The organism is Aeromonas sp. EU05-FHT14A05 (assembly GCF_058791175.1).
Genome location: NZ_JBYTDH010000007.1, coordinates 125360 through 147533, shown reverse-complemented (window position 1 = coordinate 147533; position 22174 = coordinate 125360). Strand labels below are relative to the sequence as shown.

Below are 22174 nucleotides of genomic sequence, written 5' to 3'. Positions count from 1 at the left end.
TCTCCCGCCATGGGATCATCTCGACGGGTTTAGTACGGACACACCACCACGGATAAAGGAGCCTGCATGTACCTGCCACCCCATTTTGCCGCCACAGATCCCGCCTCTTTGCATCGGCTGATGCAGGCCCACCCCCTGGGGGCCCTGGTCACCCAGGGCGAGCAGGGGCTGGATGCCAACCACCTGCCGTTCGAGTTCGATGCCGATGAGGGGGAGCATGGGATCTTGCGGGCCCATGTGGCGCGCAACAACCCGCTCTGGCAGGAGGTGAAGGAAGGGCAGGAAGTGCTGGTGATCTTCAGGGCCGCCGAGGGCTACATCTCCCCCAGCTGGTATCCGAGCAAGCAGGCGCACCACAAACAGGTGCCCACCTGGAACTATGCCGTGGTGCATGCCCACGGCCGCATCCGGGTGCGGGACGATGCCCGCTTCGTGCGCCGCCTGCTCGCCACCCTGACCCGGACCCAGGAGGCTGAAGAGGCCGCTCCCTGGAAGATGGCGGATGCGCCGAGAGACTATCTCGAAGCCATGGTGCAGGCCGTGGTGGGCATAGAGATCGAGATCGATTGGCTGGTCGGCAAGTTCAAGCTGAGTCAGAACAAGGAGAAAGAAGACAGGGAGGGCGCCATCCAGGGGGCCCGTGAGCGGGGCGGGGAGGCGCTGGCCAAGGCCATGCAAGAGAGCATGCCAGCGGCCATGGCGGGGGCAGCGGCGCCTGCGGCAGACTAGCCGCGCCGCCCCGGAGTCCGGGGTGAGAGCGAATAAAAGAAACGGCAACCTTGGTTGCCGTTTCTTTTATTGCCGCGCCCGCGTCCCTGCCTTGGCTTTTCGTCGGAGGGCTGGGCGGGGCGCCGGTCTCCTGCCATTTGTCCGGCGGCATCTCTATAGCTCGTCGAAGGGGCGGCGCTTCTCCTGCTCCAGCACTATGGCCTCCAGGTTGGCGACCCGCTCCTGCAACTCCTTGATGATGAGATCCTGCTTGCCGAGGCGATCCGTGATGCGGACATCCCCCAGCTGGTAGCGGGCGCGCTTGCCGAGATAGCCAAACAGCACGCTGATAAAGACGATCAGGACTATGCCTGTCCACAGACTCATGAATGACTCCTTGCCTATGCCTGAACGGGAAAGGTCACCTCCCGGTCTCCCGTTGTCTCATACCCGCCCATGGGCGGCAATGCCCGCCTGGTGGTTCAGAGCCCCTGCCAGAGCGGCCGGCTGATCCAGAGTCCCCACAGGCCGAGGTGCAGCAGCACTATGGCCCAGAACCGCAGCCGGTAGCTGCCCTTCTGGGTCTTGTGGCGCAGCCAGTGGCGGGCCACCAGGGCGCCGGGCCAGCCGCCGAGCAGCTCCAGCAGGTGCAGGCGGGCTTCCGGGATGCGCCAGCCGCCACGCACGGCCTGGCGCTTGTCGTGGGCGTAGGCCAGCACTGTGAGCAGGCTCATGGTGGTGATCAGGGCCAGCGGCCACCAGTTGGCCTCCTGAATGCCGAGCCAGGCGGCCCAGATCAGGGGCAGCAGGGCCAGGGCCATCATGACCGCAGCGCCGGATCCCGGGTCTCGCCCGGGTGTAGCGTGCGGATCACCCGGGCCGGGTTGCCCACCGCCAGGGAGTCCGCCGGTATGTCGCGGGTCACCACGGCCCCTGCCCCTATGATGGATCGCGGCCCTATGGTGACGCCGGGGCAGATGATGGCGCCGCCGCCAATCCAGCAGTCATCGCCGATGCGCACCGGCTTGTTGTAGGCGGTCCAGTTGCGGCGCTCCAGATAGTCCATGGTGTGGGTGGCGGTGTAGATCTGCACGTTGGGGGCCAGCAGCACATGGCTGCCGATGTGCACCTCGCCCACGTCCAGTATGGTGACGTTGAAGTTGAAGAAGGTCTTCTCCCCCAGATGGATGTTGCGGCCAAACTCGCAGATGAAGGGGGAGCTTATCCAGCAGGAGTCGGGGCAGTGGCCGAACAGCTCGGCACACAGGCTCTGGCGCCCCTCGTGATCCTCCGCCGGTGTGGCGTTGAGTTTCGCCAGCAGGACCTGACCTCGAATGCGGTCGTTCGCTATCTCCTCGCTCTGGCTGTTCAGGGCGCCCCCCGCCAGTACCTTGTCCCAGTCGCTTGCCATGCTCACCTCCTCTCATGTGCCAAGAGGCGCCAGTATACGTGACGGGCAGGGCGGCGTCAGGCCTGGTGGCCGGGTCAGCCCGGCCAGAGGAGGGGCAGGATCAGCAGGGTGGAGAGGAGGTAGGGCAGCATGACCATCAGCCCCAGACGGCGACCGCCGATCACCAGCGCCAGCAGCCCCTTCACCAGGGAGTTGACCAGGCCGGCCAGCAGAATGGCCCGGGCCGCCACCTCCAGGGCCAGCTCCTTGTGGGAGAGCTGGGAGAGGGAGAGGGTGATGGCGTCCACGTCGGTGATGCCGGAGACCAGCGCCAGCAGATAGACCCCGGAGTTGCCTACCTTGCTCTGCAGCAAGGTGGCCATGAAGCCGATGAGCGCCAGCAGCAGGCCGAACTTGATGGCGGTGGCGAGATCCAGCGGGTTGCGGGTTTCGGGCTGCACCGGGTTGTCGCTCATCTCCTCGCGCTGGCGCCAGAACCAGAAGGCGAAGCCGTAGACGGTGGCCGCCAGCAGCAGCAGGGGGAGAGCCAGGCGCATGGCCAGTTCGTTGTGAATGAGCAGCACCAGCACCAGCAGTCGCAACCACATGGTGGCCCCCGCCAGCAGTATGCCGGTGGCCAGCAGCCGCTCCAGCCCGGGCTGCTCCTTGTTGAGGCGGGCAAATTGCAGGGTGAGGGCGGTGGAGGAGGCGAGCCCCGCCAGCATGCTGGTGAGCACCAGGCCGGCGCGGGTGCCGAGCAGGCGCACCGCGAAGTGACCGGAGAAGGAGATGCCGGCGATCACCACCACCATCAGCCAGATCTTGAAGGGATTGAAGGCGTCGAGGGGGCCCATCTCGACGTCGGGGAGCACCGGCAGCAGCACCAGGGAGATGAGCAGGAAGCGCAGGGTGGCGTGAAATTCCGTCTCGCTCAAGAACAGCATCCCCTGCTGGATCTGGCCCTTGAGTCCCATCAAGAGCGCCGCCAGCACGGCGCAGGCCACCGCCTCGCTCGGGCTCTGCAGCACAGACATCAGCCCCAGCAGGTAGGTGAGCACCATGGCCACCGAGCTGGTGAGGCCAAACTCCCCCTGCCAGCGCTGGGCCAGCCAGACCGAGAGGCCGCAGCCTGCCACCACAGCCAGCAAGCCGAGCAGGGCCAGCCAGGCACCCAGGGTTGGCAGCAGCAGGGCGCAGACGCCGCCGAGCAGGCCGATGAGGCCATAGGTCCGCATCCCGGCGATGCGCTGGTTGTCCCCCAGCTGGCGCACCTGCCAGCCCCGCTCCAGTCCGATGATGAGCCCTATGGCCAGTGACACCAGGGCGCCGTAGACGGGCTCAGCCTCGATCCACATGGGGTTCTCCTCTCATTGCTCTCCCTGTCAGGATGGCACAGACGGTGCGCCAGCAGGGGGAGCTGGCTCACAGAGCGGGCGCGCCGCCTGGCGCCTGCCAGGCACGCAAAAAAAAGGCGCCACCCAAGGGGGACGCCTGAAAACCAAACCCTGCGGTTTGAAGACCAACGGAACCAAAGATCACACACTCAGCACTTCCCTCGGCAGGATCAACCCTGCCATTTGCCTCCTTCCACTATGACATCGTTGGGATCGGTATTGGCGCTTAAGCGATCGCGCACATACTGGTCGTAGAGTTTCAGCAGGTACTTCTCTTCCCCCAGCCTGGCGAGGCGGTCGTTGACCCAGTCCCGCAGCTCGATATTGCCCTTCTTCACCGCCGGCGCGATGGGGTCTTCCGAGCCCAGCTTCTCGGGCAGCACCCGGTAGCCCGGGTTCTCCTTGGCCCAGCTGAACAGCACCAGGTTGTCCTGGGCGTAGGCGTCACCGCGCCCCTGGGCCAGGGCCTGCAGGGATTCGGTGTTCTTCTCGAACTTGAGCACCTTCCACTCCGGGTGGTTGCGGGTCAGCCAGATGTCCGCCGTGGTGCCGGTGGTGACGATGAGTGTCTTGCTGGCCAGATCATTGAGCTTTTTGGCCGGACTCCCTTGTGGCACCAGCACCTGCACCGCGACCTTGAGGTTGGGGTTGGTGAAGTCCACCACCTCGCGCCGCTCCGGGGTCACCGTCATGTTGGCGAGGATGAGGTCCACCTTGTCGCTCTGCAGGAAGGGGATGCGGCTGGCGGGCTCCACCGCCACGAACTCGACCTTGTTTTCGTCTCCCAGCAGATCCTTGGCGAAACGACGGCCGAGATCGGTATCAAAGCCGACGTAGTTGCCCTTCTCGTCCACATAGCCGAAGGGGGGCTTGTCGGTGAAGACGCCGACGATGAGCTTGTCGCGGGCCTTGATCTTGTCGAGGGAACCGTCCGCCGCCTGGGCGGCGCCGCCGGCGAGACCCAGGCCTATGAGGGCGCTAAACAGAACAGAGGTGATTATTTTCATGCTGACTCCTTTCGTTTGATGACATTTGTATAAGAGAACTTGGCGAGGAACTGGCGCGCGCGCAGGCTCCTGGGATTGTCGAAGAACTGATGGGGCGCGGCCTGCTCCAGGATCTGGCCGCCGTCCATGAAGAGGATGCGATCCGCCACCGCTTGGGCGAACGCCAGCTCGTGGGTGACGATGAGCAGGGTCATGCCGCTGCCGGCGAGATCGCGGATCACCTCCAGCACCTCCTGCACCATCTCGGGATCCAGCGCAGCGGTCACCTCGTCAAACAGCATCACCTGGGGGTTCATGCACAGGGCCCGCACTATGGCGATGCGCTGCTGCTGGCCGCCGGAGAGCTGGCGCGGATAGTCGTGGCGCCGCTCCCACAGGCCGATGCGGGTCAGCAGCTGTTCCGCTTGTAGCAGGGCCTCCTGCCGTTCCCGCTTCTGCACCTGGATGGGCCCGAGCAGCACGTTCTCCAGCACCGTCAGGTTCGGGAAGAGGTGATAGCTCTGGAACACCATGCCGATGCGCTGGCGCAGCCGCTGCCAGTCGGTATTGCCATCCAGCAGCACGCCGTCGAAGCGAATGTCGCCCCCCTGAATCGGCTCGAGCCCGTTGAGGGTGCGCAGCAAGGTGCTCTTGCCGCAGCCGCTCGGCCCCAGGATGACGATCACTTCCCCGGCGTTCACTGCGAGGCTGACCTCGTCCAGTACCCGGTGTTGGCCGAATTGTTTGCTGACAGCATTGAGCTCAAGCAGAGGTGTCATATCGCATTACCCCATTGTTGCTCCAGTCGGCGCGAGGCGAGCGAGAGCGGATAGCAGACCGATAAAAAGAACAGGAACAGCAGACCGTAGATAAGCAGCGAGCCATAGGTGCGCTCGATGATCTGCTGGCCCACCTTGATCACCTCCACCACCCCGATCAGCACCGCCAGCGAGCTGGTCTTGATGATGCGGGTATGGATGTTGATGGTGGGCGGCGTCAGCCGCTGCAGCGCCTGGGGCAGCAGCACGTGGCGATAGAGCTGCCAGCGGGAGAGCCCCAGCGCCAGGCCGGCCTCCTGCTGACCGCGGGCGAGGGACTTGAGCCCGCCGCGCACCACTTCCCCCACCTCGCTGGCGCCCCACAGGGAGAGCACCAGCACGGCGCACCAGAAGGCCGGGATATCCAGGCCGAAGAAGATCGGCAGCCCGAAGAAGAAGAGGTAGAGCCAGACCAGCACGGGTACCACCCGAAACAGCTCCAGATAGACCCTCAGCACTCCCCGGGTCAGCCTTCCCCCCTGCTGGGCCAGCACGCCGTAACCTAGGCCCCCCAGGGTGGCGAACAGGATGGCGAGCAGGGAGATGGCTAGAGTCTGACCCGCGCCCACCGCCAGCAGCGGCAGCGCCTGCGTCAGCTGCTCAGTGACCGGACTGGCCATATTGATCCCTCCTTTCCTCTGCACGGGTGGCGAGTGACGGTGGCTGCAGGACGATCGATGCCTGCATCAGCGATTCAGTGACCGAACTGACCATATTGCAGCCTCCTTTCAACGACGCGCAGGGCAAGGGAGAGCGGCAGAAAGATCAGCACGCACATCAAGGTCAGCACCGCCAGCATCTCGTAGGTCTTGTAGTAGAGGGCGATGTAGTTCCTGGTGGTGTAGAGGAGCTCTGGCACCGCCACCGCCGAGGCCACCGTGGTCTCTTTCAAGAGGAAGATGAAGTTGGCAAAGAGCGCCGGCAGGCTGGCGAGCCAGGCCTGGGGCAGCTGCACGTGGCGCAGCAGCTGCCAGCGGGAGAGACCTATGGCCCGCCCTGCCTCCAGCTGACTGGCGGGGACCGCCTGAACGCCCGCCCGCAGCGCCTCGGTGAGATAGCCGCCGCCGAGGAAGGTCATGGCGATCACCGCAGTGGCAAAGCCCGACAGCGAGATGCCGAGCGCTGGCAGCCCGAAGTAGAGAAAGAACAGCTGGATCAGCAGCGGCGTGTTGCGGGCCAGCTCCACATAGGCGCGGATCACCCCGTTCAGCCAGGGCTTGTGCAGGCTCAGCAGGGTCACGTTGAGCAGCGCCACGGTGAGGGAGCTGAGGATCACCAGGGCGCCGAGCTGCAGGGTGACCCAGACCGACTTGCCAAAGGCTGGCAGGGTGGTGAGGACAAAGGACCAGTCGAAGCTCATGCGGGGATACTCCCGTCGCGGCGCAGCCGCTGGGGCAGCACTGTGATGGCGTCCGGGTACTTGATGCCGGCGCCTGTGTTGAGCACCACCACCCGCTCGCCCCCCTGGATCCAGCCGCTCTCCCGCAGTTGGCGAGCGGCGGCGAAGGCGGCCGCCCCTTCCGGGCAGACGAAGCTGCCTTCGCGCGCGGCGAGCTGGCGGATCTCGCGCTGGATGGCGCCGTCATCTACTGCTATGGCGCAGCCCTCGGTGCGATAGAGGGCGTCCAGCACCAGAAAATCCCCCAGCGCCTTGGGCACATTGATGCCGAACGCCAGGGTCTGGGAGTCGGGCCAGAAGCGCGACTCGCGCTCCCCCTGCTGCCAGGCCTGGGCTATGGGGGCGCAGCCGCTCGCCTGCACCGCCACCAGCCTGGGCAGGTCGCCCTTGACCCAGCCCAGCGCCTGCAACTCCCGCAGCGCCTTGTAGATGCCGATGAGCCCGACCCCGCCGCCCGTGGGGTAGAGGATCACGTCCGGCAGGGTCCAGCCGAGCTGCTCGGCGATCTCCAGCCCCATGGTCTTCTTGCCCTCGATGCGGTAGGGCTCCTTGAGGGTGGAGGCATCGAACAGCCCCTGCTCCGCCACCGCCTGGGCCACCTGGCGACCGGCGTCGCTGATGAGGCCGTCCACTAGATAGAGGCGGGAGCCGGCGAGAGAGGTCTCCAGCCTGGTGATGGCGGGGGCCGCCTGGGGCATGACTATGGTGCTGCGCAGCCCGGCGCGGGCGCCGTAGAGCGCCCAGGCCGCACCGGCGTTGCCGTTGGTCGGCATGGCGAAGTGGGTGACGCCGAGTTCCCGGGCGCGGGAGACCCCGACTGCGGCGCCGCGGGCCTTGAAGGAGCCGGTGGGGAGGACGCTCTCATCCTTCATCCAGAGATCCGGAATGCCAATCTGCTTGCCGAAAGCGGGCAGGGGCAGCAGGGGAGTGAAGCCTTCTCCCAGGGTGACCACCTGGGCGGGATCTCGCACCGGCAGCAGCTCGTGGTAGCGCCACAGGCTGGCGGGGCGACCCAGCAGGGAGGCCGGGTGCCAGGCCTGCTTCAGAGCCTCGAGATCGTAGCTGGCCAAGAGCGGCGCCCCCGCCCTGCTCAGTTGCTGGGGCCGATCGGCATCATGGGTCTCGTCGGTCTTGCTGCACCTCAGATGTGATAGGTAGCTGTAGGGCATGCTTTATCCTGAATGGGTCACGTTGGCTGGTTTCTTATTCCATCCTGTGACCCAAGGGCCGGATAACAAACAAAATAAAGCGGCAAACCTAAGTGAAAAAATTCATATGACTCCGTCTTTGCCGGGGGCACCGCCCGTCGCCACCGGCCGGGGGGTTGGGCCATCCGGCACTCTTTGCTAACCTGCCCGCTTCACCGAAATCGCAGGGAGCCGCCTCGATGCGAGCCATTGTCAGCCTGCTGGCCCTGTCACTGCTGTGTGCGTGCAGCGGCCAGTCAACCGAAGAGGATGCCATGTCAGGGAAAACGCGCCTTCACTACCCCGTCACCCGCCAGGGGGATCAGGTGGATCACTATTTCGGCCAGGCCGTGGCCGACCCCTATCGCTGGCTGGAGGATGACAGCAGCCCCGAGACCGAGGCCTGGGTCAGGGCCCAGAACCGGGTAACTCAGGATTACCTTTCGCAGATCCCGTATCGGGCGGCCATCAAGGAGAGGCTCGCCTCATCCTGGAACTACGCCAAGGAGGGGGCGCCGTTTCGCGAGGGGCGCTACCACTACTTCTTCAAGAACGATGGCCTGCAGAACCAGAACGTGCTGTGGCGCCAGCTGCCGGGCAAGCCGGCCGAGGTGTTCCTCGATCCCAATACCCTCAGCCCCGACGGCACCACGGCGCTGGATCAGCTGAGCTTCTCCCGGGATGGCCGCATCCTGGCCTACTCCCTGTCGCTGGCCGGCAGCGACTGGCGCGAGATCCATCTGATGGACGTGGAGAGCAAACAGCCCCTGGAGGCGCCCCTCAAGGACGTGAAGTTCAGCGGCATCAGTTGGCTCGGCAACGAGGGCTTCTTCTACTCGAGCTACGATAAGCCGGACGGCAGCGAGCTGTCGGCAAAGACGGATCAGCACAAGCTCTATTTCCACCGGCTCGACACGGCGCAGCAGGATGACCGGCTGGTGTTTGGCGCCATTCCGGCGCAAAAGCACCGCTACGTGGGGGCGACCGTCACCGAGGATGACCGCTTCCTGCTCATCTCGGCGGCGAACTCCACCTCCGGCAACCGCCTCTATGTGAAGGATCTGAGCCGGGAGAACGCACCGCTGCTGACGGTGCAGGGGGATCTGGAGGCGGACGTGAGCCTGGTGGACAACAAGGGCGGTACGCTCTACCTGCTGACCAACCGGGACGCCCCCAATGGCCGGCTGGTGACGGTGGAGGCCGCCAACCCGGGCCCCGAACAGTGGCGCGACCTCATCCCCGAGCGTCAGCAGGTGCTGAGGGTGCACAGCGGCAGCGGCTATCTGTTCGCCGAGTACATGGTGGATGCCACCGCCCGGGTCGAGCAGTTCGACTACGAAGGCAAGCGAGTGCGCGAGGTGGCGCTGCCCGGCCTTGGCAGCGTCAGCGGCTTCAACGGCAAGCACGACGATCCCGCCCTCTACTTCGGCTTCGAGAACTATGCCCAGCCGCCCACTCTCTACCAGTTCGAGCCAAGGAGCGGGGCCATCAGCCTCTATCGCGCCTCGGCGGCGCCGTTCAAACCGGAGGATTACGTTTCCGAGCAGCGCTTCTACCGGAGCAAGGACGGCACCCGGGTGCCGCTCATCATCAGCTACCGCAAGGGGCTCAAACTCGATGGCAGTAACCCGACCATCCTCTACGGCTATGGCGGCTTCGACGTGAGTCTGACCCCGAGCTTCAGCGTGTCGGTGGCGAACTGGCTGGATCTGGGGGGCGTCTATGCGGTGGCGAACCTGCGCGGGGGCGGCGAGTACGGCCAGGCCTGGCACCTAGCGGGCACCAGGATGAACAAGCAGAACGTGTTCGACGACTTCATCGCCGCGGCCGAGTACCTCAAGGCCGAGGGCTACACCCGCACCGATCGGCTGGCGATCCGCGGTGGCTCCAACGGCGGCCTGCTGGTGGGGGCTGTGATGACCCAGCGGCCGGATCTGATGCGGGTCGCCCTGCCGGCGGTGGGGGTGCTCGACATGCTGCGCTACCACAGCTTCACCGCCGGGGCGGGCTGGGCCTATGACTACGGCACCAGCGCCGACAGCGAGGCGATGTTCGACTACCTGAAGGGCTACTCGCCTCTGCACAACGTCCGGCCCGGGGTCAGCTACCCATCGACCCTGGTGACCACGGCGGATCACGACGATCGGGTGGTGCCGGCCCACTCCTTCAAGTTTGCCGCCACTCTGCAGGCCGACAATGCGGGCCCCCATCCCCAGCTCATCCGCATCGAGACCAATGCGGGGCACGGGGCGGGCACGCCGGTGGCCAAGCTTATCGAGCAGAGTGCGGACCTCTATGCCTTCACCTTGTATGAGATGGGCTACCGGCAACTGCCGACCGTCCAGTGAGACCAGGGCCCTGCGGGGCCCTTTTCCGTGGTGGGACAGGCGGGCGCGACCATCCCTGTCTCGCCATTTGCCCGTTTTGGGGCCGGTACAGCCTGCGCCGCGCCCCCGGTGGTATAGTCAGCCACAGGATCTGCATTGAGGAGTTCGTCGTGAAGAAGATCATCTACATACTGCTGGGGTTGGCGCTGGCGGCCGTGGTGGCCATCGCCGCCCTGGTGTCTCTGGTTGACCCCAACCAGTTCAAGCCCCAGCTGGCGGAGCAGGTGCGCAAGAGCACGGGCCGCGAGCTGGTGATGGAGGGGGACATCGGCTGGCGCTTCTGGCCGAGCCTCGGCCTCTCTCTCGAGAAGGTGCAACTTCGCAACCCCGCGGGCTTTGCCGAGCCGGACCTGCTGCGCTTCGCGCAGGGTGACGCCTCTGTCGCCCTGCTGCCGCTGCTCTCCCACCGGCTGGAGATTGGCAAGGTGACGCTGAGCGGCGCCCATCTCTTTATCCAGACCAGGGCCGACGGCAGCTCCAACCTGAGCGGTCTGGTCAAGACAGCCACTTCCGACAAGGGCGATGGCGCTCAATCCCCTGCCGGCGATGGCCAGCCCGCCGCCCCTGCCGCCAGTGAAGAAAAACCCTGGCAGATCAGCCTACAAGGCATCGCGCTGGTGGATGCCAGCGCTCTGGTGCGGGACGATCGCAGCGGCGCCGTCTCCCGTCTCGACCGGCTGGATCTCGATCTGGGGCAGCTGACCCCGGGGGAGTGGGTGCCGGTGACCCTGGCCGCCAAGGGGGCGCAGGGGGATCTGGGGTTTGATCTCAAGGGAGAGGCCCAGCTCAAACCGGCCCAGGAGGCAATGAAGAGCGAGCTCAAGGATCTCAGCCTCAGCGGCAGCCTGAGCCAGCCATCGCAGCGGCTCGATGCCTTCACCCTCAAGGCCGATCGGCTGGCGCTGGGGCAGTGGAGCAGCCTGACCCTTAACCTGAGCGGCGCCCAGGGGGCGGCGGACAAGCCGACCCTGGCCGGTACCCTGGAGGGGACCCTCAAGGCGCGGCTCGACGAGAAGCGGCAACTGCTGGAGGTGTCGGATGCCGTGCTGGCCGCCAAACTCAGCGGCGATGCCCTGCCGCGCCCGCAGATGAACCTCAAGCTGGCGGGCTTTGCCCGCGCGGAGCTCGACAAGCAGAGCGTCACCCTGAGCAACCTGGTGATGGGGGCCGATGACGCCCTGCTCAGCGGCAACGGCACTGTGCATCTGGGGGCCGTGCCCAAGGTGGAGTTCGACCTCAAGGGAGAAAAACTCGACCTCGACGGCTGGCTGGGTCAGTCAGCCAAGGCGGCGCCCGCTGCGGCCACCTCGGGGGCGGCTGCACCGGCCGGAGCAAAGGCGCGGGCCGCGGCTCCCGCCACCAGGGCGCTCTCCACCATGGAGCCCGATCTCGCCGCCCTCAAGGCGGTGGACCTGGCCGGTCGGCTGCAACTGGGCAGCCTGAGGGTGAAGGGGCTGGATCTCGGCGCCGTCGACCTGCAGCTCGCCCTGGCCGGTGGGCAGCTAACGCTCAAGCAGTTCAGCGCCGGGGTGGCCGGTGGTCAGGTGACGGCGAGCGGCGTGCTCGATGCCCGTCAGCAACCCGCCCGCTATCAGGTGCACAAGCGGATACAGGGGGTGGATATTCGCCCCCTGCTGCAGACCCTGGCCCAGAACGATCGACTGGAAGGCAAGGGAGATCTCGAGGTGCAGGTGCAGGGCACAGGCTTGTCCGAGCAGGCCCTGCGCAGCCAGATGCAGGGCAAGGCGAGCCTCAGGCTGAGGGACGGTGCCCTGCACGGCATCAACCTGGCCGAGATGATCCGCGAGGCGCGGGCCACCCTGACCGGCAAGGGGGCGGATCAGGTGAAGGAGGCGCGCAAGACCGACTTCAGCGCCCTGACCGCCAGCTTCCAGATCGCCAATGGCGTGGCGCGCAGCGACGACATCCAGCTGCTCGCCCCCGCCCTGCGGGTGAAGGGCCAGGGCCAGACCGCCCTTGTGCCCGAGACCCTCGACTTCCTGTTCCTCACCTCAGTGGTGGAGAGCAGCAAGGGGCAGGGGGGCAAGAGCGTGGACGAGCTCAAGGACGTCACCATACCGGTGCGCATCGGCGGCCACTGGCAGTCACCCAGCTACCGGCTCGACGTGAAGGAGCTGCTCGGCAACAACAAGGTGCTGGAGGAGAAGGCCCGCAAGGAGGCCGAGCGCGGCCTCAAGAAATTGCTGGGAGACAAGGGCGACGACGAGCAGATCAAGGGGGTGGCGGATCAGCTGCTCAAGGGCCTGTTCAAATAGCCTGGACCTGTCGTCTTATCGCCATGCAGAGCCCGCCCAGTGCGGGCTCTTTGCTGCCGAATATAGGGGTATGGGGCCAGGCGTTGCCCCCGAGGATGGGGTAATATCCGGGTTGAGACGAGAGACAAGGAACAGGGAGCGTCCATGAGCAAACGGGTGCTGATCACAGGTGGCAGCAGGGGAATAGGGGCGGCGACGGCCCGTTATCTGGCGGGGCAGGGGTATCATCTGTGCCTCAACTATCGTCATGACAAGGCCAGTGCCGAGGCACTGGTGGCTGAGATCCGGGCCCGGTATCCGGTCTCCTGCATAGCAGTGCAGGCGGATGTTGGGGTGGAGGCCGAGGTGGTGCGCCTGTTCGAGGAGATGGACGCCCGGCTCGGGGCGATCACCCATCTGGTGAACAACGCGGGCATACTCCAGCCCCAGATGAAGGTGCTGGAGATGAGCGCCGAGCGCATCAACAAGACCCTGACCACCAATGTGACCGGCTATTTTCTCTGCTGCCGGGAGGCGGTGCGCCGCATGACGAGCGGGGGCGCCATCGTCAACGTCTCCTCCGCCGCCGCGCGCCTGGGCTCCCCCGGGGAGTATGTGGACTACGCCGCCTCCAAGGGGGCCATAGACGTGCTGACCAGGGGCTTGTCCCTGGAGGTGGCAGCCCAGGGGATCCGGGTCAACGGGGTGCGCCCGGGCTTTATCTATACCGAGATGCACGGGGACGGCGGCGAACCCGGCCGGGTGGACAGGATCAAGGGCAATATTCCGCTGCAACGGGGCGGTCAGCCGGTGGAGGTGGCCGCCGCCATCGCCTGGCTGCTGTCGGAGGAAGCCTCCTATGCCACCGGCACCTTTATCGATCTGGCCGGGGGGCGCTAGGGGCGGAGTCACACTCTCCCGACAGCAACAAGGGGCGCCATGGCGCCCCTTGTTATCGATGCGGCGAGAGCCTTACTCCCCCAGCAGCTGTTGCCAGACCGCCAGCACATGGCCCCGCTCGGTCAGCAGCTGATCGTCTCCCACCTTGCGGGAAACCTCGGAGAGGTTGAGACGATGGCCAAGGTTGCGGATCTCCAGATAGGCGTGCTTGAGCCCCTCCGCCTGCTCCAGGGTCAATACCCCCGCCATCACGCACTCGTCGAAGATGCGCACGTTGTCCGACCAGCGGGTCAGGGCCTCGGGCTCGCCGCAGGCGTGGGCCAGCACCAGGTACTGGGCGATGAACTCTATGTCCACCATGCCGCCGGGGGACTGCTTGAGATCGAACTCCCCCTCGCCGGCCTTGAGCAGGTGATCCCGCATCTTGTGGCGCATCTCCCGCACCTCGCGGGCCAGGGTCGGCAGGTCGCGATCCTTGGCCAGCACGTCGCGGCGGATGCGGGCAAATTCGGCGACCACGGCATCATCGCCATAGATGGGACGGGCCCGTACCAGGGCCTGATGCTCCCAGGTCCAGGCTTCCTGCTGCTGGTACTGCTCATAGGCGGCGAGGGAGGAGACCAGCAGGCCGGCGTCGCCGGAGGGGCGCAGCCGCATGTCGATCTCGTAGAGGATGCCGGACGGGGTGCGGGTGCTGAACAGGTGCAGGATCCGCTGGGCCAGGCGCAGGTAGAACTGGCGGCTGTCGATGGGCTTGCGCCCGTCGGTGTAACTGTTGGGGTCGCCGCCGTGCAGGAACACCAGGTCGAGATCCGAGCCGTAGCCAAGCTCGATGCCGCCGAGCTTGCCGTAGGCCACCACCGCAAAACCGCGCTGGCCGCTCAGCGCCACCTCGGGGGGCACGCCGTAGCGCTCGCTCATCTGGGCCCAGGCCTGATTGACCACCTCTTCGGTGATGGCCTCCGCCAGCCAGGTGAGGTGGTCGCTCACCTTCATCAGCGGCAGGGCGCCGGCGATGTCGGCGGCGACGATGCGCAGCAGCTGCACCTGCTTGAACTGGCGCAGCGCCTCCATCTGCTGCTCCACGTCCTCCTCCGGGATGCGCAGCAGGAACTGGCGCAGCTGGGGCTTGTACTGATCCAGCGGGGTGGGGTGGTAGAGGTGCTGGGGATCCAGCAGCTCGTCCAGCAAGATGGGGTAGCGGGCGAGCTGCTCGCTCACCAGGTTGCTCTCGTCGCACAGGCGCACCAGCTGGCGCAGGGCGGCGGGGTTCTCCGCCAGCAGTTGCAGGTAGGCGCTGCGGGTGAAGATGCGGGTCAGCAGGGTGCAGACCCGCTCGAACAGGCGGGCGGGCTCACGGCTCGCCACCACCAGTCGCAGCAGCTCGGGCATCAGCCAGTCCAGGGCGATGCGCCCCTGGGGCCCGACCTGGCGGCGCTTGTACTCCTCCTTGAAGCGCAGCAGGGCGGCGCAGAGAGGAACCGGATCGCCCACCCCCTGGGTGGTGAGCAGCTTCTCCAGCTCGGCGGCATCGAGCTCGGTGCGCCACAAGTCGAGCCAGAGCTGCTCCAGGTGGGCGGGGGCCTCCTTCTCTTCCCCCACCACGGCGACGAACTCCTGATGGACTATGGCCATCTCCTCGTCGAGGTGCGTCATGAAGCGCTCCCAGTCGGCGAACCCGGTGGCGGCGATCAGTCGCTGGCGATCCCGCTCCTCGGTGGGCAGGGTCTGGGTCTGCTGATCGCCGATCTCCTGCAAGATGTTCTCCACCCGGCGCAGGAAACGATAGGCCTGGAGCAGGCGCGCGCAGCGCTCCTCGTCGAGGGCGCCGCTCTGGGCTATGGCCGCCAGCGCCTCGGGCAGGTGGCGCACCCGCAGGGCGGGCTCGCGGCCGCCACGAATGAGCTGCAGCGCCTGGGCGATGAACTCCACCTCGCGGATGCCGCCGGCCCCCAGCTTGATGTTGCCCTCCAGCCCCTTGCGGCGCACCTCGGCGGCTATCATCGCCTTCATCTGGCGCAGGCCGTCGATGACGCCGAAGTCGATGTAGCGGCGGAACACGAAGGGGCGCAGCAGCTCGGTGAGGGCCTGGGCGTGTTCGCACTGGGGCCCCAGCACCCGCGCCTTGACCATGGCGTAGCGTTCCCAGTTGCGGCCATGGTGCTGGTAGTAATCCTCCATGGCGGCAAACGAGATCGCGAGCGGCCCCGCTTCGCCGAAGGGCCGCAGCCGCATGTCGACCCGAAACACCTGACCATCCTGGGTGGGCTGGTGCAGGGCGTTGATGAGGCGCTGCCCCAGCTTGATGAAGAACTGCTGGTTCGCGAGCTCCCGCCGCCCGCCGACCGTGTAGCCGTTGTCGGGGAAGGTGAAGATAAGGTCTATGTCCGAGGAGAAATTCAGCTCGCCGCCCCCCAGCTTGCCCATGCCGAGGATGAGCAGGGGCTGGGGGTCGCCGTTGCCGTCCATGGGGGTGCCGAGCTCGGCGCACTGCCTGGCGTAGAGCCAGTCCCGGGCGCCGCAGATCAGCGCGTCCGCGAGCCTGGTGAGATGGACAAAGCTCTCTTCGACCTCTGACTCCCCGAGCAGCTCGCGCCAGGCGATCACCAGCATGCGGCTGCGCCTGAACTGGCGCAGCACGCGCTTGAGCGCCTCCTCGTCATGGACTTCGGCGAGCAGGGCTGCGAGATCGCCCTCGTAGGCGGGCCAGCGCTCGGACAGCGCCAGATCCCCGGCGGCCAGGGTCTGCGCCAGCAGCTCGGGCTGCTTGATGAGGGAGTCTGCGACGAAATCGGAGAGGCCAAACAGGGTCAGCAGGGTCTGCTGCTCCATCGCTGGCAAATTGCCATAGTCGGGGGCCAGCGCCAGCAGCCGCTGCCACTGGCGCCCGGCCTGATCCTGCAGCAGGGGGGGCAGAGTGGAGAGGGATGCAGGCGATGGGGGAAGTGAAGAGGAATGCTGGGCCACGGTTGCCGTCCTTGTGATTAACGGGTCTGCAGAGGGAATGAAAACACCGGCAGCCAATCTAGCATTGTCCCGTGCCCGCGTCACAGCCCGGGAGAGAGAAGCATGAGCCGGCGGGGAAAATGGGCCGCCGGCGCGGGCTCAGGGGCGCCGATAGATCTCGGGGTCGTGCTTTTCCATCAGGCTGCCGGGGGCGCGGGGCGGCGCGAAGCCAAAACCGGCATAGAGGCCCTGGGCATCCGAGGTGGCCAGCATGAGGCGGCGCAGCCCCTGCAAGGCGGGATGGTCGACAATGGCCGCCATCAACGCCTTGCTATGGCCGCGACCGCGATGCTCGGGCAGCACGAAGACGTCGGAGAGATAGCCGAAGGTGGCCCGGTCTGTGATGACCCGGGCGAAGGCCACCTGCTGGCCGTCGACATAGCCGCCGAAGCAGAGGGAATGATTGATGGCCCGCTGCACGGTGGAGAGGGGAATGCCGAGGCTCCAGTAGGCCTCCTCGGACAGGAAACGGTGAATGAGCGGGACATCGAGCCGTCCCTTGTCGTCGCTGATCTCCAGTGGGGATGGGGTGTGCTGCATCCTGGCTCCTTGCCGTGACATGAGATGAAAAAAGGCCCCTCGTGGGGCCTTCCAGTTTACTCAAATCACGACCTCAGGCCAGCTTGAAGGCCTGGATATGTGTATCCAGCGTCTGGCTGTGGTGCTCCACCAGTTCGGAGGCATCTTTCAGCTCCCGCAGTACCACCACGGATCCTTCCACCACCTGCTTGACCTGCTCCAGGTTGGCGTTCATCTCTTCGGCCACCGAGCTCTGCTGCTCGGAGGCGGCGGCGATCTGGCGGTTCATGTCGGCCACCCCCTGTACCCGCTGCACTATGGTGGCGAGCTGATCGCCGGCCTGGGTCACCTGCTCGACCCCCTTGTCCGCCTGCTGCACGCTCTCGGCCATCAGGCCGACGGCCTGGCGGGCATTGCCCTGCAACTGCTCGATCATCTTCTGGATCTCGACGGTGGCGGCCTGGGCCCGGTTCGCGAGTTCGCGCACCTCGGAGGCGACCACGGCGAAGCCGCGGCCCGCCTCGCCGGCGCGGGCGGCCTCGATGGCGGCGTTCAGGGCCAGCAGGTTGGTCTGCTCCGAGATGCTGCGGATGGTGTCCACCACCGAGCCGATGCGATCGACCCCGTGTTCCACCTCGTTGACCACGGCGGAGGAGCGCTGGATGTTGCCGGAGAGGGTGTCTATGGTGCTGACGGTGGCGGCCACGCAGCGGCTGCCCTCCTCGGCCAGGGCGCTGGCGTCGGCAGTGGCGTGGGAGGCCTGCTCCGCATGGTTGGCCACCTCGCGAATGGCGCCCACCATCTGGCTCATGGCGCTGGCGAGCTGCTCTATCTGGGTGAACTCCTCGTTGATCGCCTCGTTGGCCTCATCCATGCAAAGCGTCACCTGGGAGGCGATGTCGTTGAGCTCCTTGCAGGCGGCGCGCTGGGTGCCGAACACCTCCTTGAGGTTCTCCTGGGAGTGGGCGACCGCCTTGGCGATGTCACCGAACTCGTCCCGGGACTTGAGCAGCACGCTGTGGCTGAGATCCTTGCGTGCGAAGCGCTCCAGCAGGCCCACCAGATAGTGCACCTGCTTGACCATGAGACGGGAGCCGGTCAGCAGCAGCACCACGAAGACGACCCCCATCAGCGCCGTCTCCATCAGACCGGTCCAGAGCAGGCGATCGGCAATGGCATTGGCCTTGGTGGCATCTATGCCCTCGCCGAGCAGGGTGGCTTCCAGGTTGCTGGCATCGAACCAGAGCTTGGCCAGCAGCAGCAGCGTGCTGAACACCATGAGCAGCACCACTTTGGGCACCAGTCGGATGTTGCTCATTCGCCTCTCCAGCGAGTTTAACTGCATAATCTTTCTCCTTCTTAATGGCCGGTTTTCCTTTGTCCTCAGGACTATCGGCATTATCTTCCTTTTTATTAATTCGCACCGTGCCTAAAGTAGGAAATTGTATGCGACATCACTTAACTCACCTGCGCGCCATGGATCTGCTGATGGCGTTTCTGTCGGTGATCTCCGTTTGCCTGGTCTGTGCCCGCTGGTGGGGTCACCGCGAGTGGAGCCCGCAGACCCTGCAACTCTTCTATGACGTCGACAGCCTGATCTGCTATTTCTTCCTCGCCCACTTCGCCTACGGCTGGGTGAGGGCCCCGGATCGCATGGCCTTCTTCAAGGCTAACTGGTTCTATCTGCCGGGCAGCCTGCCCATGGTGGAGCAGCTGCGCTGGGCGCGGCTCATCCAGCTGTGGCGGGTCTATCAGCTGCTGCGAGACAGGCCGGACCTGCTTGGCATGTTTCGCCGGGAGCGCAACGAGACAACCCTCTCCGGCATTCTGTTCCTCTTCTTCCTGCTGCTGGGGGTGGGCTCCGGCGTCATGTACTGGCTGGAGACGGGTCAGCCAGGGAGCCTGATCCAGACCCCCTACGATGCCTTCTGGTGGACGCTCGTCACACTCTCTACCGTGGGCTACGGGGATCTGGTGCCCAGGACGGAGGAGGGGCGCTTCGTCGCCAGCCTGCTCATCCTGTTCGGTGTGGGTCTGTTCGGTGCCCTCAGCGGTTTCATGGCCAGCCTGTTCGTCCATCCCGGCAAGACCAACGACGACACCACCCTGTGGCGGCGCCAGCAGAGCGAGCAGCAGGCGCAACTGCTGCAGGAGCTGAGGGCCCTGCGCGCCGAGGTGAAGGCACTGCAACAGAAGTAGCCTGCGGCGTCTGGAATGGTCGCGTGGCAAACGGGGGAAGCCGTGAGGCGCCTCTCAGTCAGGGGGGCGCCGCTTTTCTTTGCTTGTCCTTTGACCCGCTGGCGGCTTAACATTCGGCCTGCAACCTAATTCAACGAAGAGAATCGATCGACCATGCGCGCCCTTCTCGGGATCTTGATCTGCTTGTGTGCCCAACAGGTACTGGCCGATACCCGTTATGTCTCAGACAACATCTTTACCTATATCCACAACGGTCCTGGCACCCAGTACCGGATCCTCGGCAGCGTCAAGGCCGGTGAACCGCTGGAGGTCAAGGCGGTGAACAACGACGCCGGTTTCACCCAGGTGGTGGACGGCCGTGGTCGTGAAGGCTGGATCAAGAACAGCGAACTGCAGGGGGAGATCAGCCTGCGCGAGCGTCTGCCCCAGGTTCAGAAAGAGCTGGATGAGGCCAAGGCCCGTCTGCTGAACCTCAATGGCGACAACGAGCGTCGTTTCGCCGAGAAGGATGGCCAGATCACCGAGCAAAGCAAGGAGATCGCCAGCCTGAAGGCCCAGCTCGCCAGCCAGAGCACAGAGATGAGCAGCCTCAAGGAGCAGAACGACGCCCTGACCCAGAGCTATGACAACCAGGAGCACGACATGCAGATGGACTGGTTCATCCGCGGTGGTGCCATGGTGCTGGGGGGCATACTGCTCGGCATACTGCTTCCCATGCTGCCCCGTCGCCGCAAGAGCAGCGAGCGCTGGATGAATTGATCGCCCTGGCGGTCGCAACGAGAAAGGTCGCCATGGCGACCTTTTTTCATGGGCGCACACCGGGGCGGGATCTTGACCCGGTCGGGGGTCGCCAGGGGGCCTCTGCGGCCGTAAGATGAGCCGAACTATCCCGTGCCCTGCGCACCCTTCTCAACAAGAGCCTTCAACATATGTCATCAACCGAACAGGCCCGCTGGTTCGTGCTGGGGGGCGATCACCTCGTCCTGCTGGATGAACGGGGGCAGATCCCCCAGGGCCCCAAGGCCAGCCTGCCCGCCCATCTGCACGCCGCCCATTTCGAGGCTTTCGACGAGTGGGACGGACTGCCCTGCCTGCTGCTGGATCTGGGACCGGATGCCGAGATCGCCTCTCTGGCGGGGCTGCGCCAGCTGATGGTCGCGGGGGACGAAGAGGGTTTTCGCCTCGCTGGACGCGCCTGGCAGCTCGCCACCTTCCGCCGCACCCATCGCTTCTGCGGCGAATGTGGCGCCCCCATGACCCCCAAGGCGGGGGAGTGGGCACAGGTGTGCCGGCATGGCCACGTCGTCTACCCGCGCATCTCCCCCTGCATCATAGTGGCGGTGCGCAAGGGCCCGGCAATCCTGCTGGCGGCCCATCGCCGTCACTATCAGGCGGAGGATCCCATGTATACCGTGCTGGCGGGCTTCGTGGAGGCGGGGGAGAACCTGGAGCAGTGCGTGGCGCGGGAGGTGTTCGAGGAGAGCGGCATCCGGGTGTGCAATGTGCGCTATGTGGCGAGCCAGCCCTGGCCCTTCCCCCACAGCCTGATGATGGGCTTCACCGCCGACTACCAGAGCGGCGAGATCAAGGTGCAGGACGACGAGCTGGTGGCCGCCGGTTTCTTCGAGGCGGACCGGCTGCCACGCTTGCCCCCCCACGGCACCATAGCGCGGCGGCTGATCGAGCAGAGCCTCGCAGCAGAGAGGCCCTGAAAAGCGGGGCCCTGGTTTGCGCCCCCTCACATCTTTGCACTCCGGCGACCCTGCGGCGCGTTTGTGCCGCCCTTAGCCTTGCACAAAGTGGTATCATATCCGCCATTTTATGCTGGATATGAACTCAGGAACTGGGATGAAAGAGCTGAAGAACGATCGATACCTGCGTGCCCTGCTGCGCCAGGATGTGGACATGACCCCGGTGTGGATGATGCGTCAGGCTGGCCGCTACCTGCCGGAATACAAGGCGACCCGCGCCGTCGCGGGGGACTTCATGTCCCTGTGCCGCAACGCCGAGCTGGCCTGTGAAGTCACCCTGCAGCCCCTGCGCCGCTATCCCCTCGATGCCGCCATCCTCTTCTCCGACATCCTGACCGTACCTGACGCCATGGGGCTTGGCCTCTACTTCGAGCACGGGGAAGGGCCGCGCTTCGAGCGCCCCATCAAGTCCATGGCGGACGTGCAGGCGCTGCCCATCCCGGATCCGGAAGACGAGCTCGGCTACGTGATGAATGCGGTGCGCACCATACGCCGCGAGCTCAAGGGCGAAGTGCCGCTCATCGGCTTCTCCGGCAGCCCCTGGACCCTGGCCACCTACATGGTGGAGGGAGGCAGCTCCAAGGCGTTCACCAAGATCAAGCAGATGATGTATGCAGAGCCGCAGACCCTGCACCTGCTGCTGGACAAGCTGGCGGACAGCGTGATCGCCTATCTCAACGCCCAGATCAAGGCAGGTGCCCAGTCCGTCATGGTGTTCGACACCTGGGGCGGTGTGCTGACCCCCCGCGATTACCGCGACTTCTCCCTGCAGTACATGCACAAGATCGTCGATGGCCTGATCCGTGAGAATGAGGGGCGCCGTGTGCCGGTGACCCTGTTCACCAAGAACGGCGGCCAGTGGCTGGAGCAGATCGCCGCCACCGGCTGCGACGCCATTGGCCTGGATTGGACCACGGATATAGCCGACGCCAAGCGCCGGGTCGGCGACAAGGTGGCGCTGCAGGGCAACATGGATCCCTCCATGCTCTACGCCGCGCCTGGGCGCATCCGCGAAGAGGTCGCCACCATACTGGCGGGCTTTGGCAGCGGCAACGGCCACGTCTTCAACCTGGGTCACGGCATCCATCAGGATGTGGACCCGGAGCACGCCGGGGTGTTTGTGAACGCGGTGCACGAGCTGTCGGCCCAGTACCACGGCCGCTGAGCGCGGCAGACAGCACAATGAGAACGGGGCCTGCGGGCCCCGTTTTGCTGCCCGGCCTCGCGGGGGCTGCATCCTGGTCACCGCTCGGGTTACACTGCACCACCACTGAA

At 65.7% G+C, this 22174-nt stretch carries 20 protein-coding genes; 8 read left to right on the top strand and 12 right to left on the bottom strand.

From position 1 onward, the window contains the following. Positions 1-66: 66 nt before the first annotated feature. Positions 67-729, top strand: coding sequence for an FMN-binding negative transcriptional regulator (locus AC3WR3_RS12250; protein ID WP_492291978.1), 663 nt, complete (start codon positions 67-69; stop codon positions 727-729). 153 nt (positions 730-882) lie between these two features. Here AC3WR3_RS12250 and AC3WR3_RS12245 read toward each other — a convergent pair whose 3' ends face one another. The 9 genes from AC3WR3_RS12245 to AC3WR3_RS12205 form a co-directional block, all read right to left on the bottom strand. After that, complete coding sequence (locus tag AC3WR3_RS12245) at positions 883-1095, bottom strand: hypothetical protein (protein ID WP_111873993.1); 213 nt, start codon at positions 1093-1095, stop codon at positions 883-885. A 95-nt stretch (positions 1096-1190) separates the two neighbouring features. Then, positions 1191-1532, bottom strand: a complete 342-nt coding sequence (locus tag AC3WR3_RS12240; protein ID WP_492291977.1) for a DUF1294 domain-containing protein — start codon at positions 1530-1532, stop codon at positions 1191-1193. Next, positions 1529-2119 (bottom strand): sugar O-acetyltransferase, encoded by a 591-nt coding sequence (locus tag AC3WR3_RS12235; protein ID WP_492291976.1) that lies wholly within the window; start codon positions 2117-2119, stop codon positions 1529-1531. Before AC3WR3_RS12235 ends, AC3WR3_RS12240 begins: the two co-directional genes overlap by 4 nt. 74 nt (positions 2120-2193) lie before the next feature. Continuing rightward, the gene (locus AC3WR3_RS12230) at positions 2194-3453 is read right to left on the bottom strand and encodes an MgtC/SapB family protein (RefSeq protein ID WP_492291975.1); all 1260 of its coding nucleotides are present in this window, start codon (positions 3451-3453) and stop codon (positions 2194-2196) included. Positions 3454-3662: 209 nt separating this feature from the next. Then, entirely contained in the window at positions 3663-4499 is an 837-nt protein-coding gene (locus AC3WR3_RS12225) for a transporter substrate-binding domain-containing protein (protein WP_492291974.1), read from the bottom strand. Beyond that, the gene (locus tag AC3WR3_RS12220) at positions 4496-5257 is read right to left on the bottom strand and encodes an amino acid ABC transporter ATP-binding protein (RefSeq protein ID WP_492291973.1); all 762 of its coding nucleotides are present in this window, start codon (positions 5255-5257) and stop codon (positions 4496-4498) included. The genes AC3WR3_RS12225 and AC3WR3_RS12220 overlap by 4 nt, the downstream gene beginning before the upstream one ends. Continuing rightward, positions 5254-5916: an amino acid ABC transporter permease gene (locus AC3WR3_RS12215; RefSeq protein ID WP_492291972.1), complete on the bottom strand. Its 663-nt coding sequence runs from the start codon at positions 5914-5916 to the stop codon at positions 5254-5256. Before AC3WR3_RS12215 ends, AC3WR3_RS12220 begins: the two co-directional genes overlap by 4 nt. A 74-nt stretch (positions 5917-5990) precedes the next feature. Next, positions 5991-6656 (bottom strand): amino acid ABC transporter permease, encoded by a 666-nt coding sequence (locus tag AC3WR3_RS12210; RefSeq protein ID WP_492291971.1) that lies wholly within the window; start codon positions 6654-6656, stop codon positions 5991-5993. After that, positions 6653-7864, bottom strand: coding sequence for a threonine synthase (locus tag AC3WR3_RS12205; RefSeq protein WP_492291970.1), 1212 nt, complete (start codon positions 7862-7864; stop codon positions 6653-6655). Before AC3WR3_RS12205 ends, AC3WR3_RS12210 begins: the two co-directional genes overlap by 4 nt. 218 nt (positions 7865-8082) lie before the next feature. On the opposite strand from AC3WR3_RS12205, the gene AC3WR3_RS12200 reads away from it, so the two are divergent. From AC3WR3_RS12200 to AC3WR3_RS12190, 3 genes are all read left to right on the top strand, one after another. Next, positions 8083-10230 (top strand): prolyl oligopeptidase family serine peptidase, encoded by a 2148-nt coding sequence (locus AC3WR3_RS12200; protein ID WP_492291969.1) that lies wholly within the window; start codon positions 8083-8085, stop codon positions 10228-10230. Between the two features lie 149 nt (positions 10231-10379). After that, the gene (locus AC3WR3_RS12195) at positions 10380-12545 is read left to right on the top strand and encodes an AsmA family protein (RefSeq protein WP_492291968.1); all 2166 of its coding nucleotides are present in this window, start codon (positions 10380-10382) and stop codon (positions 12543-12545) included. 144 nt (positions 12546-12689) lie between these two features. Then, positions 12690-13424, top strand: a complete 735-nt coding sequence (locus AC3WR3_RS12190; RefSeq protein WP_202047219.1) for an SDR family oxidoreductase — start codon at positions 12690-12692, stop codon at positions 13422-13424. Between the two features lie 72 nt (positions 13425-13496). Here the strand turns inward: AC3WR3_RS12190 and glnE are convergent, their stop codons facing one another. From glnE to AC3WR3_RS12175, 3 genes are all read right to left on the bottom strand, one after another. After that, positions 13497-16391, bottom strand: a complete 2895-nt coding sequence (gene glnE / locus AC3WR3_RS12185; RefSeq protein ID WP_492291967.1) for a bifunctional [glutamate--ammonia ligase]-adenylyl-L-tyrosine phosphorylase/[glutamate--ammonia-ligase] adenylyltransferase — start codon at positions 16389-16391, stop codon at positions 13497-13499. Between the two features lie 138 nt (positions 16392-16529). Further along, positions 16530-16970 carry a GNAT family N-acetyltransferase gene (locus AC3WR3_RS12180; RefSeq protein WP_429108556.1) on the bottom strand — a complete coding sequence of 147 codons (441 nt, stop codon included), beginning with the start codon at positions 16968-16970 and terminating at the stop codon, positions 16530-16532. Between the two features lie 73 nt (positions 16971-17043). Further along, positions 17044-18294, bottom strand: coding sequence for a methyl-accepting chemotaxis protein (locus AC3WR3_RS12175; RefSeq protein ID WP_139433997.1), 1251 nt, complete (start codon positions 18292-18294; stop codon positions 17044-17046). A gap of 32 nt (positions 18295-18326) precedes the next feature. On the opposite strand from AC3WR3_RS12175, the gene AC3WR3_RS12170 reads away from it, so the two are divergent. From AC3WR3_RS12170 to hemE, 4 genes are all read left to right on the top strand, one after another. Beyond that, complete coding sequence (locus AC3WR3_RS12170) at positions 18327-19148, top strand: potassium channel family protein (RefSeq protein WP_139433998.1); 822 nt, start codon at positions 18327-18329, stop codon at positions 19146-19148. Positions 19149-19301: 153 nt separating this feature from the next. Then, the gene (locus AC3WR3_RS12165; protein WP_139433999.1) at positions 19302-19907 is read left to right on the top strand and encodes a TIGR04211 family SH3 domain-containing protein; all 606 of its coding nucleotides are present in this window, start codon (positions 19302-19304) and stop codon (positions 19905-19907) included. A gap of 170 nt (positions 19908-20077) precedes the next feature. Continuing rightward, entirely contained in the window at positions 20078-20860 is a 783-nt protein-coding gene (nudC, locus tag AC3WR3_RS12160) for an NAD(+) diphosphatase (RefSeq protein WP_492291966.1), read from the top strand. A 136-nt stretch (positions 20861-20996) separates the two neighbouring features. Further along, entirely contained in the window at positions 20997-22064 is a 1068-nt protein-coding gene (gene hemE / locus AC3WR3_RS12155) for a uroporphyrinogen decarboxylase (RefSeq protein WP_492291965.1), read from the top strand. Positions 22065-22174 lie beyond the last annotated feature (110 nt).

Coding starts and splice junctions, on each gene's coding strand:
- AC3WR3_RS12250 (WP_492291978.1), top strand. CDS start 67: ATGTACCTGCCACCCCATTTTGCCGCCACAGATCCCGCCTCTTTGCAT.
- AC3WR3_RS12215 (WP_492291972.1), bottom strand. CDS start 5,916: ATGGCCAGTCCGGTCACTGAGCAGCTGACGCAGGCGCTGCCGCTGCTG.
- AC3WR3_RS12165 (WP_139433999.1), top strand. CDS start 19,302: ATGCGCGCCCTTCTCGGGATCTTGATCTGCTTGTGTGCCCAACAGGTA.
- AC3WR3_RS12175 (WP_139433997.1), bottom strand. CDS start 18,294: ATGCAGTTAAACTCGCTGGAGAGGCGAATGAGCAACATCCGACTGGTG.
- hemE (WP_492291965.1), top strand. CDS start 20,997: ATGAAAGAGCTGAAGAACGATCGATACCTGCGTGCCCTGCTGCGCCAG.
- AC3WR3_RS12205 (WP_492291970.1), bottom strand. CDS start 7,864: ATGCCCTACAGCTACCTATCACATCTGAGGTGCAGCAAGACCGACGAG.
- AC3WR3_RS12190 (WP_202047219.1), top strand. CDS start 12,690: ATGAGCAAACGGGTGCTGATCACAGGTGGCAGCAGGGGAATAGGGGCG.
- AC3WR3_RS12240 (WP_492291977.1), bottom strand. CDS start 1,532: ATGATGGCCCTGGCCCTGCTGCCCCTGATCTGGGCCGCCTGGCTCGGC.
- AC3WR3_RS12245 (WP_111873993.1), bottom strand. CDS start 1,095: ATGAGTCTGTGGACAGGCATAGTCCTGATCGTCTTTATCAGCGTGCTG.
- AC3WR3_RS12230 (WP_492291975.1), bottom strand. CDS start 3,453: ATGTGGATCGAGGCTGAGCCCGTCTACGGCGCCCTGGTGTCACTGGCC.
- AC3WR3_RS12180 (WP_429108556.1), bottom strand. CDS start 16,970: ATGCAGCACACCCCATCCCCACTGGAGATCAGCGACGACAAGGGACGG.
- nudC (WP_492291966.1), top strand. CDS start 20,078: ATGTCATCAACCGAACAGGCCCGCTGGTTCGTGCTGGGGGGCGATCAC.
- AC3WR3_RS12220 (WP_492291973.1), bottom strand. CDS start 5,257: ATGACACCTCTGCTTGAGCTCAATGCTGTCAGCAAACAATTCGGCCAA.
- AC3WR3_RS12200 (WP_492291969.1), top strand. CDS start 8,083: ATGCGAGCCATTGTCAGCCTGCTGGCCCTGTCACTGCTGTGTGCGTGC.
- AC3WR3_RS12210 (WP_492291971.1), bottom strand. CDS start 6,656: ATGAGCTTCGACTGGTCCTTTGTCCTCACCACCCTGCCAGCCTTTGGC.
- AC3WR3_RS12225 (WP_492291974.1), bottom strand. CDS start 4,499: ATGAAAATAATCACCTCTGTTCTGTTTAGCGCCCTCATAGGCCTGGGT.
- AC3WR3_RS12235 (WP_492291976.1), bottom strand. CDS start 2,119: ATGGCAAGCGACTGGGACAAGGTACTGGCGGGGGGCGCCCTGAACAGC.